The organism is Streptomyces sp. NPDC045026 (assembly GCF_056432625.1).
Map to the genome: position 1 here is coordinate 1 of NZ_JBWKIS010000036.1, position 15,637 is coordinate 15,637.

Here is a 15,637-nt window from a genome sequence, read left to right on the forward strand (position 1 = left end):
TGCAATCGTCTTTACTGGGCGGCCTTGCTCCCTGCAGGCAGCATAGGCGTCCGAAGCGGACTCTCCCGGTCGGGGCGGCCCGCGCCCCGAACGAAATATTACTCGTCAGTACACCCAGGTTCTGCCCGCTAAGCAAGCGCTTTGAACTGTGATCCTAGTCGCGCAGACCGTTGAAGCGGCCCTGGTGGTAGACGAGCGGCCGGCCGGTCCCCACGGAGTCTCCGACGACGGCCTCCGCCAGCACGATGCGGTGGTCCCCGGCGGGCACGCGCGCAATCACCCGGCACACCAGCCAGGCCAGAACGCCGTCGAGGACGGGCACGCCCTCCGGGCCCTCGTACCAGCGCGTCGGCTCCCCGAAGCGGTCGGCGCCGCTCTTCGCGAACGTGGCGGCGAGGTCCTGCTGGTGCTCGCCGAGTACGTGCACGCCGACGTGTTCGGCCTCGGAGACGACAGGCCAACTGGAGGCGCCCAGGCCTATGCCGAACGAGATGACGGGGGGTTCGGCCGACACGGACGTCAGGGAGGTGGCGGTGAAGCCCACGGGGGCGGCGCCCCGGGCGGTGATCACCGCGACTCCGGCCGCGTGCCGGCGGAAGACCGAGCGCAGCAGGTCGGCCGATGCGGTCGCGGCGGTGCGGAGATCGGGCGTGGCCGTCATGGAGTTGTCCTTCTGCCGGAGGGGTGCGAGCGGGGTCCGTGGCTGCTCAGCAGCGGGGACAGCGCGCACTCGCGCAGCGGGCGAGGTCCACATGGACACGCTCGAAGAGAAGGAGTTCCGTGGGCATACAGTCAGGCTGACGATACGTGGTGCGTGCAGTCAAGTGCATCCCGCCATCTGGGAGAAGCGTCACGACGAAGTCACCGCCCGTCAGACCGCCTCCCCGAGCGCGGCGATGACGTCCACCTTGCGCGGCTGGCCAATGGCGCGGCGCACGATCTGCCCGGCCGCGTCGAGAACGAACACGGTGGGCGTCTTGAGGACGCCGAGTTCCCGTACGAGGTCGAGCCGCTCCTCGGCATCGATCTCCACGTGCGCCACGCCCGGAATCATTTCGGCCACTTCGCCGAGCACACGCCGGGTCGCCCGGCACGGTGCGCAGAAGGCGCTGGAGAACTGCACGAGCGTGGCCCGCTCCCCCAGTTCCTCGCCCAACTGCGCCGCTCCTAGCGCCGCTTCGCCCTGCCGCACCTTCATCCTCCCGCTCCGCCGCCGTTGCATCAGCCCGAAGGCGCTCGCCACGGCGAGCACGGCCACACACACCACAAGTCCGGTCATCGTTCCAGTGCAGCATTTACGAGACCGCAAAGATTCCCCGGGTCCGCGCAGCGCACCGTTGCGGAATGCTGGGTTCATGGACATCGATGTGAGAGGGCCGCGGTTCGGTGCCGCGGTCACGACGGTCGTACTGGCCCTGGTACTCGTCACGGGCAGCGCCTGGCTCCTGGCGTGGCAGACGCTGTGTTTCGCGCTCGGCGCGGCGGGCGGGGTGGGGCGTTCTCCCTATGCGTGGCTGTTCCGTAAGGCGGTGCGGCCGCGGCTCGGGCCGCCCACGGAGTTCGAGGCTCCGCAGCCGCCGCGGTTCGCGCAGTTCGTCGGGCTCGTCTTTGCGGCGGTGGGTCTGGCGGGTCTGCTGTGGGGGCCGGGCTGGCTCGGGCTCGGGGCGACGGCCTGCGCGCTGGCGGCGGCGTTCCTCAACTCGGCGTTCGGTTACTGCCTGGGGTGCGAGATGTACCTGCTCCTGCGGCGTGGCGCGGCACGATTTGGCTGATCAACGGGTTGTGCGGACCGCGTGGGAGTGACGAGGATCTCCCGCCCTGCCGGAACCAGGACTGGCTACTCGGCCGTTGATGGGGCACGATCTGCGCAAGCCACAAAACCTACGGCTGCGTAACTTCCCGCCGGGAGCCCCCTCCCCAGGCAGAGATGAAGGGTCCTCCCCCTCCATGGCAGAGCTCGTCTACCGTCCGGTCATCGGCGCGGCCCGCACGATGTTCAAGGCGCTCGATCTCAAGATCGACGTCAAGGGCGCGGAGAACATTCCGCGCTCCGGCGGCGCGGTCCTGGTCAGCAACCACATCAGCTACCTGGACTTCATCTTCGACGGTCTCGTGGCCCTGCCGCAGAAGCGCCTGGTGCGCTTCATGGCGAAGGAGTCGGTGTTCCGGCACAAGATCTCCGGTCCGCTGATGCGCAGCATGAAGCACATCCCCGTGGACCGGAAGCAGGGCGAGGACGCGTACGCGCACGCCCTCGACTCACTGCGCTCCGGTGAGGTCATCGGGGTGTTCCCCGAGGCGACGATCTCGCAGTCGTTCACGCTGAAGAGCTTCAAGTCGGGCGCCGCGCGCCTGGCCCAGGAGGCCGGTGTGCCGCTCATCCCGATGGCACTGTGGGGCACCCAGCGCCTGTGGACGAAGGGCCACCCGAAGAACTTCAAGCGCCAGCACATCCCGATCACGATCCGGGTGGGCGAGCCGATGGAGGCCCCGCGCGACCAGTTCGCCGGCGCCATCACACGGCGGCTGCGCGAGCGGGTGCAGGAGCTGCTCGAGGCGGCGCAGCGCGCGTACCCCGTACGTCCCAAGGGTCCGGACGACACCTGGTGGATGCCCGCGCACCTCGGCGGCACCGCGCCCACCGCGGCAGAGGTGAAGGCCGCCGAGGCAACCTGAATCGGTACTGCAGAGGTGCCGCGGGCCCACCGCGGTACGTCTACTGCGGCGCGTGGACAGCGATCCGCGCGCCGGGGCTGAACTTCTCCAGGAGTTCGGCGAGTTCGGTGCCGGCCGCCGCCACGTCGCAGTGCGGCCCCATCGCCTCCAGCAGGAAGAGGGCGTTGACCGATTCCTCGGTGAGGCGCGTGCGCGTGCCCTGGCGCCAGTTCCAGCGGCGGCAGGTCACGCCCTCATCGTCGCACCAGACGACCTCGCCCGCGTCGGGGTGTTCCACGACGTCCTCACCGGCGGCCGCGGTGGCGAAGCCCTCGTCACCGGTGGCCCTGACGAGACGCATCCCTCCCTTGACCTGGTCCAGATCCTCGCCGCCGACCGGGATCAGATGGGCCACGCTGATCGCGTTGTAGACGTCGACCAGGGTGTTGATCCGCGGGAGTCCGCCGTCCGCGAGTGCCCTCTTGGCCAGCGCCTCCGCCGAGTTGCGGGTGCGGGAGGGCTTGGCGCCGAAGGCGGTGTAGGCGGCGCGCCAGGCCGCCATGTGCGGGTCCTCGTGCGGGGCGCGTCCGGCCAGGCGCTCCCCGAGGCGGCGCGCCGCGTCGTCGAGAAGTGCCGAAGTCCCCGCGCTGCTCGGGCTGTTGACCAGTCCGTACGCCTCGATGGCGATGTGCCGGAACTCGGGCGCGAGGGTCCGTACCTCGCCGGACACGGTGAGCTGGAGGGTCATCGCCTGCCTTGCTGTTCGGGGTGCGCTCGGTGTTCAGAGCGCGTCGGGGAGGTGTTCCCACAGGTACGGCCGGTCGGGGGCGTCACGCAGGGCGCGCAGGACAGCCGGGTGCGGTGCATCAAAGAGTACCGGATAGTCCACCTCATTGGACTCCGCAACCGCGACGTAGGCCAGCCGCTCGCCATCGAGGGAGAACTGGGCGTCGACCCCGGGTTTGCTGCCGCGGCAGTCCTGCCGGTGCCAGGCCCCGTGAAATCGCACGGCAACCATGCCGTGCACCACATGCCCGGTCCCCGCGTCATGCGTCAGCCGCTGGTAGCAGAGCGCGGCAGGGATGTCCTCGGCACGCAGGAGCGCGGCCAGCGCATGCGATTTGGCGTGACAGATGCCCGTGCCCTGCTCCAGGACGTCCGAGGCGCGCCAGGTGACGCGGAGGTCGCCGCTGTCGGCGGAGTGCGGGATGGCGTCCCGCACGAACTCGTAGGCGACCCGGGCGTATGAATATGAGTCGGAGGCCTGTGCGGCGAGGCGCTCGGCAGTCTTCCGTACGAGCGGGTGGCGATGGTCGATGACCTCGTCGGCCGCCAAGTAGGCAGACAGGTCAGGGTTCTTCTGGATCAGCTGCATGGATCGGAAGCATAGAAATGCGACCGACCCCGCGTCAATGACTTTACGGTCGATCGCATATCTATGCAGCCTCACGCAGTTCTCGGCGTGAGTCGGGAGGAGCCGCTAGCGGGCCATTTCCTCCTTGAGGGCGGCGACGAAACCGTCGACGTCCTCCTCGCGGGTGTCGAAGGAGCACATCCAGCGGACGTCGCCGGCCGCCTCGTCCCAGAAGTAGAACCGGTAGCGCTTCTGGAGGCGCTCACTGACGTCGTGCGGAAGGCGCGCGAAGACCGCGTTGGCCTGCACCGGGTAGAGGATCTCGACGCCGTGCACGGCGCGGACCCCCTCGGCGAGGCGCTGGGCCATCTCGTTGGCGTGCCGCGCGTTGCGCAGCCACAGGTCCTTGGCGAGCAGGGCCTCCAACTGCACCGACACGAAACGCATCTTGGAGGCGAGCTGCATCGACAGCTTGCGCAGGTGCTTCATGTGACTGACGGCGTCCTGATTGAGGACGACGACGGCCTCGCCGAACAGGGCGCCGTTCTTCGTGCCGCCCAGCGACAGGATGTCGACGCCGACCGCGTTCGTGAACGTGCGCATCGGCACGTCGAGTGACGCGGCCGCGTTGGCTATGCGGGAGCCGTCGAGGTGCACCTTCATGCCGCGCTCGTGGGCGTGGTCGCAGATCGCGCGGATCTCGTCAGGCGTGTAGAGCGTGCCCAGCTCGGTGTTCTGCGTGATCGAGACGACCTGCGGCATCGCCCGGTGCTCGTCGTCCCAGCCGAAGGCCTGCCGGTCGATGAGCTCGGGCGTGAGCTTGCCGTCCGGGGTCTGCACGGTGAGCAGCTTGAGGCCGCCCATGCGCTCCGGGGCCCCGCCCTCGTCCACGTTGATGTGCGCGGACTCGGCACAGATCACCGCGCCCCAGCGGTCGGTGACCGCCTGGAGCGCGACGACGTTGGCACCGGTGCCGTTGAAGACCGGGAACGCCTCGGCCGTGGGGCCGAAGTGGGCGCGGATGATCTGCTGGAGGTTCTCGGTGTAGTCGTCCTCGCCGTACGCGATCTGGTGACCGCCGTTGGCGAGGGCGAGGGCCGCGAGGATCTCCGGGTGCGCGCCCGCGTAGTTGTCGCTCGCGAAGCCGCGGACGTCCGGGTCGTGATGCCGGCGCGCGTCGGTCTTCGGCGGATTCACGGCTTCTCGGTCAGCCACAGACGGGTCCCGTTCAACTCATGGGCGGGCCGGTCCCAGACGCCGGCGATGGCATCGGCCAGGTCCGTGACGTCCGTAAAACCCGCGAACTTCGCGTTGGGTCGCTCGGCGCGCATCGCGTCGTGCACCAGCGCCTTCACCACCAGGATCGCAGCCGCCTGCTGCGGGCCCGCGTCACCCCCCGCCTTGCGGAAGGCGTCGCCGAGAGCGAGGGTCCAGGCCTCGGCGGCGGCCTTGGAGGCCGCGTACGCCGCGTTGCCCGCGGTCGGCTTGCTGGCGCCCGCGGCGCTGATCAGCAGGAAGCGTCCGCGGTCACTGCGCTGGAGTGCGTCGTAAAACGCGAGGGAGGTGTGCTGGACCGTACGGATCAGGAGCTTTTCGAGCAGCTCCCAGTCGGCGAGGTCGGTCTCCGCGAAGGTGGCGCTGCCGCGCCAGCCGCCGACGAGGTGGACCACGCCGTCGACGTGCCCGAAGTCCTTCTCCACGTGAGCAGCCCAGTCGCGGGTCGCGTTCAGGTCGAGCAGGTCGACCGTGTCGCCGATGACGGTGGCGCCGCCGTGCGCGTAGCGCGCCGCGTCCACGGCCTCCGCCAGGCGTGCGGCGTCCGCGTCCGCTCCGACCACTGTCGCACCCGCCTCGGCGAGGCGCAGCAGGGTGGCGCGGCCCGCGGGTCCTGCCGCGCCCGCCACGGCGATGACCGCTCCGTCCAGCGTGCCGTTCCCGTTGCCTTCGGCCATGGTCGTCGCCTCCTCGTCGCGAGCGCTCACGCGGCGGCCTGCTCGGCGCCCGCAGCGGTGATCCCCTTGGTGGAGGCGATCACGTTCTTCAGCTTCTTGGACAGTGCCTCATAGAACATGCTGAGCGGAAACTCGTCCGGAAGCACGTCGTCGACGAGCTTGCGCGGCGGCAGGCTCAGGTCGAGGGCGTCGGGGCCCTTGGCCCAGCGGGAGCCGGGGTGCGGGGAGAGGTACTGGGAGACCAGGTCGTACGCGGCGAACCAGTGCACCAGCTTCGGGCGGTCGATGCCGTCGCGGTACAGCTTCTCGATCTCGGCGCACAGCTGGTTGGTGACCTGCGGCGCGCGCTCCCAGTCGATCTGGAGCTTGTTGTCGGTCCAGCGCACCACGTCGTGCTTGTGCAGGTACGCGAAGAGGAGCTGGCCGCCGAGTCCGTCGTAGTTGCGCACGCGCTCGCCGGTGACCGGGAAGCGGAACATGCGGTCGAAGAGGACGGCGTACTGCACGTCGCGGCCCTGCGGGAAGCCGTCGGCCTCCAGCTTCACGGCCTCCTTGAAGGCGGTGAGGTCGCAGCGCAGCTCTTCGAGGCCGTACATCCAGAACGGCTGGCGCTGCTTGATCATGAACGGGTCGAACGGAAGGTCGCCGTGGCTGTGGGTGCGGTCGTGCACCATGTCCCACAGGACGAACGCCTGCTGGCAGCGGTCCTGGTCGGCGACCATCTCGCGGATGTCGTCGGGCAGTTCGAGCCCGAGGATGCCGACGGACGCCTCGGTGACGGCCCGGAAGCGTGCGGCCTCGCGGTCGCAGAAGATGCCGCCCCAGGAGAAGCGCTCCGGCGCCTCGCGTACGGCGATGGTCTCCGGGAAGAGCACGGCCGAGTTCGTGTCGTAGCCGGTGGTGAAGTCCTCGAAGGTGATCCCGCAGAACAGCGGGTTGTCGTAGCGCGTCGCCTCCAGCTCGGCGAGCCACTCGGGCCACACCATGCGCAGGACGACGGCCTCCAGATTGCGGTCCGGGTTGCCGTTCTGCGTGTACATCGGGAAGACGACCAGGTGCTGCAGCCCGTCCTCGCGGTGCGCGGCGGGCTGGAAGGCCAGCAGCGAGTCGAGGAAGTCGGGGACCTGGAAGCCCTCCTCCGCCCAGCGGCGCAGGTCGGCGACGAGCGCCGAGTGGTACGCGGCGTCGTGCGGGAGCAGCGGGGAGAGCTGCTCGACGGCGGATATGACGCGGTCGAGCGTGAGCTCGGCGACGGCCTTGGACGGGGCACCGTCGGCGGCGAAGTCGATGGAGCCGTCCTTCTGCTGCCAGGGACGGACCTTCTCCACGGCGGCCTTGAGCACGGGCCATGCGGGGTGCTCGACCACCCTGCTTTCGGGGATTCCCCCGGCCTTCTCCGGAGGAACCTTCCCCTCCACGCCCGATTGCACAAGAATTTCCGTCATTACCCATCCTCCACGGGAGAACCTCGCGTATAGACACCGTAAGGGGGCGAGGTTCTCCACCACAAGGGGAGCCGGGAGGAAGTTATCCTGCGTGACCCCCTGGTTCACCGTCGTTTTTCCTGCCTGACACGGTTGAAACGATGGCCTTCGCCACATCCGCCACGGCGGTACGGGCGTCGTCGAGCAGCTCAGGGAAGCCGAAGAAGCCGTGGAACATCCCCGGGAAGTGGCTCTCGGTGACCTCGGAGCCCGCCTCACGCAGGGCCGTCGCGTAGGCGAGGCCCTCGTCGCACAGCGGGTCGCAGCCCGCGGTCACGATGTGGGCGGGCGGCAGCGAGGCGAGGTCGGCGAGGAGCGGCGAGACGTGCGGGTGGGACCGGTCACCGTCCGGGCCGAGGTACTGCTCGACGAACCAGCGGCAGTGCGCGGCCGTCAGGAAATAGCGGTCGGCGTTCCGCGCGAACGACTCGGTCGACTGATGGGCGTCGGTGGCCGGATAGACGAGGGCCTGGAGCGCGATGGGCGGGCCGCCCCGGTCCCGGGCCAGGAGGCAGATGACGGCGGCGAGGTTGCCGCCCGCGCTGTCGCCCGCCACGACCAGGGCGCCGGCGTCGCCGCCCAGTGCCGTGTGGTGGTCGGCCGCCCAGCACAGCGCCGCGTACGCGTCGTCGACCGCCGCCGGGAACGGCGACTCGGGGGCCAGCCGGTAGTCGACGGAGACGACGACGGCCCCCGCCTCCCGGCACAGCCCGCGGGCGGTGGAGTCATGGCTTTCCAGGCCGCAGATCGCCCACCCTCCCCCGTGGAGGAAGACGACGGTCGGACGCGGCCCCGGCGCGTCGTCGGGGTCCGGGCGGTAGATCCGTACGGGGATCCTGGGCGCTCCGGCGGGGCCGGGGATGTCGCGGTCCTCGACCGAGCCGACGACCGGCGGCGGGAGCGGTGACGCGGGCGCCGCGGCCAGTGCGCGGCGGGCCTCGGCCGCGTCGGTGACGGCGCCGCCGAGATCGGGGAAGAACGCGGTCATCGCGTCGACCAGGGCACGGACGTCGGGCGCGAGGCGGTCCTCGGGTGCGGGGCATTCCTCGGATGCGAGGCATTCCTCGGATGCGGGGCGGTCCTCGGGTGCGGGGCTCATGCGGACACCGCCTGCTCCTGGGCGCGGAAGTGCGGGATGACCTTCTCGCCCCACTGCCGCAACGTCTCCAGGCAGGCCTCCTGGGGGACCGTGCCCATCTGGACGAGGCACATGATCTCGTCGGCGCCCGCGTCGCGCAGGCGCTCGACGTAGGCGATGGCGTCGTCGGCAGTGCCGTAGGCGTGGTCGGCGTTGAAGGTGGCCGTCGCGGTGGGACGTACCGGGATCTGGTGTTCGTGGAGCCGCGCCACGACCTGCTCGGCGGCCCTGCGCATGTCGGCCGCCTCGTCGGCGCCCTCCACCACGGCCTCGTCGGGGACGCCCGCGCCGCCGTACCAGTGCCCGATGGACTGCGCGAAGAACCGCTGGCCGCGGATGCCGATGTTCCGGGCCGTCTCACCGTCGTCCAGGACGATCGTCGGGCACAGGACGGAGAAGTGGTCATTGACGACGCCGGACACGAAGCGGTCGAGGGTACGGGCGGCGATCGCGTCGTCGTAGGCGCGCCGCATGCCGGCGATCGACTCGGGGCCCGCGAAGCCCATCACCAGGGCGCCGATGCCGAGTTCGGCGGCCTGCGTCAGCGTTTCGGTGCGGCTGCAGGCGAGGAAGAGGGGCGGGTGGGGTGTCTGTTTCGGACGGGGCAGGATGGGGTGCGGATCGATGTCGAGGAGCTCCCCGTGGTGTTCGAGCTCGTCCTTCTCCCAGGCCTTCCCGATGATCCGCAGCGCCTCCTCGACCTCCTGCGTCGTCCGGTCCTTGTCGACACCGCACAAAGACGTCTCCTGCTTGGTGCCGCCCCGGCCCGCCCCGAGGTCGAGGCGGCCCCCGGAGAGCAGGTCGAGCATGGCGGCCCGCTCGGCGACCCGCACGGGATGGTTGAAGTTGAAGGGCATGCAGACGACGCCGTGCCCGATCCGGATGGTGCTGGTGCGGGCGGCGACCCAGGTCAGGAAGATCTCCGGGGCCGACATGTGCGCGTACCACTTGAGGGAGTGGTGCTCGACGGCCCAGATCCGGTCGAAGCCCATCTCCTCGGCGAGGACCGCCTGCTCCACACAGTCGTGGATGACCTGGTGTTCGTGTTCGACGGTGGGGTCGGCGAGCTGCGCCTCGAAGATGACGGAGAACTTCACGTTGCCTCCAGGGAGTTGAGCCACGCGCGTTGTTTCGGTTAGGTATATGACTAACCGTCAGGTCTTCAAGGGGCAAGACCGGCGACGGTATTCGGCAATGACAAAGGCTCCGGGGTCTTGCGGTGACCGGCACCCGTCACTTCAATGCGGCGCATGGCAGACGACCTACCACCGACCGCCTGGGCCGTCCTCGGACTGCTGTCCTTCCCCGGGGAGCGGACCGGATACGAGCTGAAGAAGTGGGCCGACGCCTCCCTGCGGTTCTTCTACTGGTCGCCCGCGATCAGCCAGATCTACGCCGAGCTGCGCCGCCTCGAGTCACTGGGTTACGTCACGTCACTGCACTCCGGGACCACGGAGCCGCGGGCCAAGCGGACGTACACGATCACCGGGGAGGGGCGAGGGGCGCTCGCGGTGTGGGCCGGAGGTGGACAGGGCCTCGGCGCGCCGGTGCTCAAGCACCCCGTGCTGCTGCGCGTGTGGCTCGGACATCTCGCCGCGCCGGAGCATCTGCGGGGCCTCGTGACGGAACACGTGGCCCGCACGAAGGGCGAGCTGAAGGAGGTCAGGGACGCGCTCGAGCGGGCCGACGGGGTGGAGGCGTGGGCCCATCCGCAGATCGCGCTGCGCTGGAGCGAGCGGCGGCTCGCGGCCGAAGTCGAGCTGGCCGAGGCCATGTTGGACGACCTGGACGCGGTGCCCGGTCAACCGCCCGGAAACTCGCCCACCCACGGGTGACGCTTCCCGCGGCAGGCTGCCGAAGGCGGTAGGACGGACCGGTCCCCGCCCCTCCCCTGTCCCTGCGCCCGTCTGGAGCCCTGACCGTGAGCATCCGTGCCGTCCTGGTCGCCGCCGTCATCACCGGACTGGTCCTGGGAATCACCGCAATCAGAGCAGACCACTCCACTCCCTCGCGTCGGAGCGGTCCCATCGTGGAGACGGGCCGTTAGGCTTCGGCCGTGCCGCGCGGGCGAGCCCCTCCACCACCTCGCGCGGATGCCGAGCCGCCGTCGACGGAAGCGAGACGATCTTGAACTTCCTCACCATCGGGCATCGCGGAGTCATGGGTGTCGAACCCGAGAACACGCTCCGGTCCTTCGTCGCCGCACAGAACGCGGGCCTCGACCTCATCGAACTCGATCTGCATCTGAGCAAGGACGGCGCCCTCGTCGTCATGCACGACGCCGACGTCGACCGCACGACGGACGGCCGGGGCCCCATCGCCGACAAGACCCTCGCCGAGCTGCGCGCCCTGGACGCGGGGCGCGGCGAGCGGGTGCCGGTCTTCGAGGAGGTCCTCGACGCCGTCTCCACGCCGCTCCAGGCCGAGATCAAGGACGTCGCCGCGGCGCGTGCCCTCGCCGACGTGCTGCAGCGGCGTGATCTGGTGAGCCGCGTCGAGGTGATCTCGTTCCACGACGAGGCCATCGCCGAGATCACCCGGCTGGTGCCGGGCGTGCGTACGGCTCTGGTGGCCAGCCGCTACGGCACCGACGTGGTGGAGCGGGCCACCGCCGTCGGCGCCACGTCCCTGGTCCTCAACATCCGGCGCCTGACGCAGGAGATCGTCGAGCGCGCCCGCAAGGCGGACCTGCGGATCATCGGCTGGGTCGTCAACACGCAGGACGATCTGCGCCTGGTGCGGGCACTCGGCCTGGACGGCGCGACGACCGACTACCCGGAGATCAAACGGACGGGCCGCTTCACGGCCTGACGCACCCCGGCCGGGAGCCGCGCTGTGGGGCCGCCGGTCAGCCGAGGGGCTTGACCAGCAGCTCGAACTGCAGGTCGTCCCGCTGCGGGATGCCGAAGCGCTCGTCGCCGTACGGGAAGGGGGTCATCTCTCCCGTACGGCGGTAGCCCCGGCGCTCGTACCAGGCGATGAGGTCCTCGCGTACGGAGATCACCGTCATGTGCATCTCGCGCACGCCCCACGCCTCGCGGGCGGTGCGCTCCGCCTCCGCGATGATCACCTTGCCGAGCCCCGCGCCCTGGAGGGCCGGGCTCACGGCGAACATGCCGAAGTAGGCGTGCTTCCCACGGTGCTCCAGCTGGCAGCAGGCGACGACCACGCCGTCGCGTTCGACGGTGAGCAGCCGGCTGTCCGGCGACTTGATGACGTCGGCGACACCCTGCGGGTCGGTGCGCTGCCCCTCCAGGATGTCCGCCTCCGTGGTCCAGCCGGTGCGGCTGGAGTCCCCGCGGTACGCCGACTCGATCAGCTCGACGAGCACGTCGACATCGGCGTCGGTGGCGTCCCGGAAGGCGAGGTCGCCGGTCGTGGGGCGGGGTGCGATGGACATGGGACGGTCTCCGATCTCGTGCACGGCTTTCGGCGCGGGCGCCGTCGAGCCTAACGCCGAGCCTCTACGCTGCGTTCGCATGGTTCACGTACTGAGCAGCAGGACGCTACTTCGCCCCACCGATCCCGAGCGGTCGCGGGCCTTTTACGGTGGGGCGCTCGGTCTCGCCGTGTACCGGGAGTTCGGGACGGGGCCCGAGCGCGGCACCGTCTACTTCCTCGGGGGCGGCTTCCTCGAGGTGTCCGGCCGGTCGGAGGCGCCGCCGTCGCCGGGTCTCCAGCTGTGGCTCCAGGTCGCGGACGTGGCAGCCGCGCACGAGGAGCTGACGGCGCACGGCGTCGAGGTGCTCCGGCCGCCGGTCAAGGAGCCGTGGGGGCTGATCGAGATGTGGATCTCGGACCCGGACGGAACCAACATTGTCGTCTGCGAGGTTCCGGCGGACCATCCGCTGCGGTACCGCCCGTAGCGCAGAGTCCGCAGGTCACGACGAAGCCTCCGCCGGCTTCCTGATCCCCACGGGTCCTTCCGTCCACTGCGAGTCCGCTACGGGCCCACTCCTGCCCGTGCTCACCCACCGCAGGTATGAAGCGCTCGGCCATCCGCGCAGGTCGCGGTCTTCGAGTGGGAGGGGATGTGAACTCTGGCGCAGCGGAGCGCCTTACGGACACAGCGAACTCGCGCCCCCTGTGCCCGGGGGGGGTGGAGCCCAGCGGCTTCTTGCAGGTCAGCCGCCCTCGCTCAGCCTAGCGTCGTGGGTTCGCCACTCACGGGTGCCCGCGATCTGGATCATGCCGACTCCTCGCGGTCAGTCGCTGGTTCGGGAAGCGTGGCGACAAGGATGTCGGCGGCCTGGGTGACGTTACCGGCATCGACCGCACGGGCCATGGCGTCACGTGCCGCGTCGGGTGTCGTGTCCGGCGGCACCACCAAGAGGGCGAAGTGGTCGTTGTCGCCGCGTGTGATGAGGACGGTGTCGTCGCCGACGGGGAAGGAGTCGAGGTGCACGACCAAGTCGTCGACGACCATACGAGTCGGGACCTCCTCCCAGGCGGCGGTGTCCAGGCCGACCCGTGTGATGGGGCCGAGGTGCGTGGTGAGCGCCTGGATCAGGGCGGGCAGCTCCGTCATGACGTCCCGGGAGCGGGGCCACCACGCGCCGTCGAGGACGCCTTCACGGGAGTGCGTCGTCTGCAGCCTGAGCAGGGCCGCGCCGGGCCTCACCGCTCGGTGGATCTCGTCCGGAAGGAGCTTCCGAGCGGTGGGAGTGTCAGATTCGGCCATGGTGGTCCGCCTGCCTACACGGGGCCGCCGACACCTCATGGCCGGCGAGATGCCGCCGTCGTCTCACGGTACTCCGCGTGTCCGCGATCATGCCCGCTACCATCGGCCGGGCGGTGTCCCCGGTCGGAAATCGCCTGGTCAGAAACCGTTCGTCCGGCCACGGGGCGCAGTACGCTGAAAGTACCGGGAGTAGTTCGAACACCCGCTCCCACGCGGACGTCGTTTCCGGCGATCAAGACACTGGGCCGCCCTGCAGGGCGGCCCGGAGACGGGTCCGCATCATGGTCACGACCGTCGAACGCGGAGTGGCACGGGCGCTTGTTCCCCCGCTCCCGACGCGCTTTTCCCTGACGCCGAAGACCACCCTTGCCGGCCAGTTGGACGGTGCCTGGTGGCCTTATTCGCGCGACCTGCCCACCGAGCTCCCGTCCCTGGTCAAAGCACTGGAAGGACGCTGGGGACGCATCACGCGCGCCATGGTGAACCCCACCCGCTGGCCCGTCGTCCCGCACAAGGTTCTCGTCACCGGGCACACCGTGCACGTGGGCTGGTTCACCGAACAGGATCCCGACAAGATGATCCTGCTCTCCTACACCGTCGGCCGCTGCGACCTGCTGGTGATCCCGCCCGAGACCGAACCCGCCGCAGCCGCCCGGCTGATGAGGGCCGCCACCATCCCCGGCAACGCCCTCACTGCCGGTGTGCTGATGTCCGACGAAGCCGCGACCGGCCGCCGTATGCGGGACGCCCGAAGCAGCGAGGACGCCTGGGAGACCGACGGCGGGTCCGCCCTGCCGCCCCTCCGGCACCCGGTCGGCGCGCGGATGATCCCCCTGCCGGGGAACACGCGGAGATGACGACATGGAGACCCTCATCACGCTCGCGGTAGGCGCCCTCCTGATCGCGCTCGGCCTGCGCCTGATCCACCGGCTCAACGCCCAGCATGACGCACGCATCGCGGCCTACCACTTCAGCGACCCCTTCCCGGTCATCAGCCGGCCACCCGGCCATGGCAGCCACCACAGGTCGACAGGGCCCGCCTCCAGCCGCAGGCTCACGGGTACCTGGCCCTGACCTCAGACCACTCCGACCGAAGGCCGCGGGTGGGGCTCCCGGCACCCGGGACGACCCACCCGCCGGCCCCTCGCTCGCCCCTGAAGGGACTTGGCACCTTGTATCCCACCGACACCGCGACACTGCCCTCGGCCGGACACGCCGAGATCCGCATCGTTGCCGCCTCCCCCGAAGCCGCCCGTAAGGTCGCCGAATTACTCCGCCATACCTTCGCCGGTGCGGAACAGCGCAGCTACCCCGGCCCCGAAGGCGGCACCCGGGTCCACCTCACCGTCGACACCGAATCCGCCGCAGCACCGGCCCACTCCTGGCTCACCACCAGCAGACCGTCGACGCGCACCGGCGCCCACGGCGACGAAGTCTGAGAAGCATCGGACCTTCACATGCACGAAAGGACTCGGCCATGGCGTCCCTCCGCGAGCGGCAGGTCTACCGCGAACGAGTCCTGACCGCCCTCTACGAAGCCACCGAAGGCAACCGCCTCCTCGGAGTCCCTGGGCGGAAGCTGCGGAACGACCTGAGCATCCCAGAGGAAGACCTGGCCGCCGCCTGCACCTACCTGGCCGGCGAGGGCCTGATTACCGTCGACTGGGAACCGGGCAACGTACCCGCGATGGTCTCCCTCACCCACCAGGGAATCCGCCGCATGGAGGCCGAGGAAGAAGAACGCGGTTGAGCCGGACTGTCCGAGGGCCGGCCCGTCCACCGCTCAGCCCGGTATTTACGGCCTTCACGGCCCCTCTTGCACACACGAACCAGGGGACGAGGCCTGCCCCCCTCACCCTCTCGGCCTGTCCGGCCCGCAGTCGTATCATTGAACACGGATCGAGCACTCTCACGTGTGACGATCCGGAAGGGCGGCCCCGGCGGAGTGAATGCGCTGGGGCCGTTGCGACGACCGCCACCATCGACACCCCCTTTGGCAACCTGGGTTCGCCGGCCCTACCGGCGCCCCGAGAGCCGCTGGTCGTCGGCCCCCCGCGGAGGCGGCATGCTGAACGTAAGCACCGACGCGACCCATGAAGCGGCCTAGCTCGTCCGTCGCCGTATCGACGACCAGTGCGCCGTTTCTGAGGTCTGTTGCGTTCACTCATCCCAGCCCTCTGGCCGAAGCGATGCGGCTAGCCGCATGGCCACATCCGCCGAACACGCCCAAAGTTCCGAGCCCTAATTCAGGGAATCCGTCGTCGACGCCCAGAGAGGGAAGACCGAGCCCAACCCTGTCGAGTGCGGCCCGCAGGGCATCCGTTGCCCGTTGAACCTCGGTGTTTGCCGCCGGTCTTCGTCACCGTAGTGATC

21 protein-coding genes are annotated in these 15,637 nt (G+C 69.9%); 10 read left to right on the forward strand and 11 right to left on the reverse strand.

The window, feature by feature from the left end; all coding sequences use genetic code 11:
- Window positions 1–154: 154 nt before the first annotated feature.
- Entirely contained in the window at window positions 155–661 is a 507-nt protein-coding gene (locus AC07EJ_RS40970) for a flavin reductase family protein (protein ID WP_478886152.1), read from the reverse strand.
- A gap of 210 nt (window positions 662–871) precedes the next feature.
- Window positions 872–1,279, reverse strand: a complete 408-nt coding sequence (locus AC07EJ_RS40975; protein ID WP_389490341.1) for a TlpA family protein disulfide reductase — start codon at window positions 1,277–1,279, stop codon at window positions 872–874.
- A 76-nt stretch (window positions 1,280–1,355) separates the two neighbouring features.
- Between AC07EJ_RS40975 and AC07EJ_RS40980 the strand changes: the two genes are divergently transcribed.
- Together AC07EJ_RS40980 and AC07EJ_RS40985 are read left to right on the forward strand one after the other, a co-directional pair.
- Window positions 1,356–1,772, forward strand: coding sequence for a DUF4395 domain-containing protein (locus AC07EJ_RS40980; RefSeq protein WP_389490343.1), 417 nt, complete (start codon window positions 1,356–1,358; stop codon window positions 1,770–1,772).
- A gap of 175 nt (window positions 1,773–1,947) precedes the next feature.
- Window positions 1,948–2,676 (forward strand): lysophospholipid acyltransferase family protein, encoded by a 729-nt coding sequence (locus AC07EJ_RS40985; RefSeq protein WP_478886153.1) that lies wholly within the window; start codon window positions 1,948–1,950, stop codon window positions 2,674–2,676.
- 40 nt (window positions 2,677–2,716) lie between these two features.
- Here the strand turns inward: AC07EJ_RS40985 and AC07EJ_RS40990 are convergent, their stop codons facing one another.
- The 7 genes from AC07EJ_RS40990 to AC07EJ_RS41020 all read right to left on the reverse strand — a co-directional run bounded on the left by AC07EJ_RS40990 (window position 2,717) and on the right by AC07EJ_RS41020 (window position 9,680).
- Window positions 2,717–3,403 carry a B3/B4 domain-containing protein gene (locus tag AC07EJ_RS40990; protein ID WP_478886154.1) on the reverse strand — a complete coding sequence of 229 codons (687 nt, stop codon included), beginning with the start codon at window positions 3,401–3,403 and terminating at the stop codon, window positions 2,717–2,719.
- A 33-nt stretch (window positions 3,404–3,436) separates the two neighbouring features.
- The gene (locus AC07EJ_RS40995) at window positions 3,437–4,030 is read right to left on the reverse strand and encodes a transglutaminase-like domain-containing protein (RefSeq protein WP_478886155.1); all 594 of its coding nucleotides are present in this window, start codon (window positions 4,028–4,030) and stop codon (window positions 3,437–3,439) included.
- Window positions 4,031–4,135: 105 nt separating this feature from the next.
- Window positions 4,136–5,206: a threonine aldolase family protein gene (locus AC07EJ_RS41000; protein WP_389490414.1), complete on the reverse strand. Its 1,071-nt coding sequence runs from the start codon at window positions 5,204–5,206 to the stop codon at window positions 4,136–4,138.
- Window positions 5,203–5,961, reverse strand: a complete 759-nt coding sequence (locus AC07EJ_RS41005; protein ID WP_389490416.1) for an SDR family NAD(P)-dependent oxidoreductase — start codon at window positions 5,959–5,961, stop codon at window positions 5,203–5,205. The genes AC07EJ_RS41000 and AC07EJ_RS41005 overlap by 4 nt, the downstream gene beginning before the upstream one ends.
- A 26-nt stretch (window positions 5,962–5,987) precedes the next feature.
- A complete protein-coding gene (locus tag AC07EJ_RS41010) occupies window positions 5,988–7,406 on the reverse strand; it encodes a DUF6421 family protein (protein ID WP_478886156.1) in 1,419 nt (472 codons plus the stop codon).
- Between the two features lie 82 nt (window positions 7,407–7,488).
- Window positions 7,489–8,433, reverse strand: a complete 945-nt coding sequence (locus tag AC07EJ_RS41015) for an alpha/beta hydrolase (protein ID WP_478886173.1) — start codon at window positions 8,431–8,433, stop codon at window positions 7,489–7,491.
- A 107-nt stretch (window positions 8,434–8,540) separates the two neighbouring features.
- Window positions 8,541–9,680 carry an LLM class flavin-dependent oxidoreductase gene (locus tag AC07EJ_RS41020; RefSeq protein WP_389490352.1) on the reverse strand — a complete coding sequence of 380 codons (1,140 nt, stop codon included), beginning with the start codon at window positions 9,678–9,680 and terminating at the stop codon, window positions 8,541–8,543.
- A gap of 153 nt (window positions 9,681–9,833) precedes the next feature.
- Here AC07EJ_RS41020 and AC07EJ_RS41025 point away from each other — a divergent pair, with 153 nt between their 5' ends.
- The 3 genes from AC07EJ_RS41025 to AC07EJ_RS41035 all read left to right on the forward strand — a co-directional run bounded on the left by AC07EJ_RS41025 (window position 9,834) and on the right by AC07EJ_RS41035 (window position 11,394).
- On the forward strand, window positions 9,834–10,418 hold the full coding sequence (locus AC07EJ_RS41025) for a PadR family transcriptional regulator (protein WP_393587645.1): 585 nt from the start codon (window positions 9,834–9,836) through the stop codon (window positions 10,416–10,418).
- 86 nt (window positions 10,419–10,504) lie between these two features.
- The gene (locus tag AC07EJ_RS41030; protein WP_389490356.1) at window positions 10,505–10,630 is read left to right on the forward strand and encodes a hypothetical protein; all 126 of its coding nucleotides are present in this window, start codon (window positions 10,505–10,507) and stop codon (window positions 10,628–10,630) included.
- A gap of 80 nt (window positions 10,631–10,710) precedes the next feature.
- On the forward strand, window positions 10,711–11,394 hold the full coding sequence (locus AC07EJ_RS41035) for a glycerophosphodiester phosphodiesterase (protein WP_389490358.1): 684 nt from the start codon (window positions 10,711–10,713) through the stop codon (window positions 11,392–11,394).
- Window positions 11,395–11,431: 37 nt separating this feature from the next.
- Here AC07EJ_RS41035 and AC07EJ_RS41040 read toward each other — a convergent pair whose 3' ends face one another.
- Window positions 11,432–11,983 carry a GNAT family N-acetyltransferase gene (locus AC07EJ_RS41040; protein WP_389490360.1) on the reverse strand — a complete coding sequence of 184 codons (552 nt, stop codon included), beginning with the start codon at window positions 11,981–11,983 and terminating at the stop codon, window positions 11,432–11,434.
- A 79-nt stretch (window positions 11,984–12,062) separates the two neighbouring features.
- On the opposite strand from AC07EJ_RS41040, the gene AC07EJ_RS41045 reads away from it, so the two are divergent.
- On the forward strand, window positions 12,063–12,449 hold the full coding sequence (locus tag AC07EJ_RS41045; protein ID WP_389490362.1) for a VOC family protein: 387 nt from the start codon (window positions 12,063–12,065) through the stop codon (window positions 12,447–12,449).
- 320 nt (window positions 12,450–12,769) lie between these two features.
- On the opposite strand, the gene AC07EJ_RS41050 is transcribed toward AC07EJ_RS41045, so the two are convergent.
- Window positions 12,770–13,264, reverse strand: a complete 495-nt coding sequence (locus AC07EJ_RS41050; protein ID WP_389490364.1) for a DUF5994 family protein — start codon at window positions 13,262–13,264, stop codon at window positions 12,770–12,772.
- Window positions 13,265–13,545: 281 nt separating this feature from the next.
- Between AC07EJ_RS41050 and AC07EJ_RS41055 the strand changes: the two genes are divergently transcribed.
- From AC07EJ_RS41055 to AC07EJ_RS41070, 4 genes are all read left to right on the forward strand, one after another.
- Window positions 13,546–14,121, forward strand: a complete 576-nt coding sequence (locus tag AC07EJ_RS41055) for a DUF5994 family protein (RefSeq protein ID WP_389490367.1) — start codon at window positions 13,546–13,548, stop codon at window positions 14,119–14,121.
- Between the two features lie 4 nt (window positions 14,122–14,125).
- Complete coding sequence (locus tag AC07EJ_RS41060) at window positions 14,126–14,338, forward strand: hypothetical protein (protein ID WP_389490369.1); 213 nt, start codon at window positions 14,126–14,128, stop codon at window positions 14,336–14,338.
- 98 nt (window positions 14,339–14,436) lie between these two features.
- Window positions 14,437–14,703, forward strand: a complete 267-nt coding sequence (locus tag AC07EJ_RS41065; RefSeq protein WP_389490371.1) for a hypothetical protein — start codon at window positions 14,437–14,439, stop codon at window positions 14,701–14,703.
- A 38-nt stretch (window positions 14,704–14,741) separates the two neighbouring features.
- Entirely contained in the window at window positions 14,742–15,014 is a 273-nt protein-coding gene (locus AC07EJ_RS41070) for a hypothetical protein (RefSeq protein WP_389490373.1), read from the forward strand.
- Window positions 15,015–15,637: the final 623 nt, after the last annotated feature.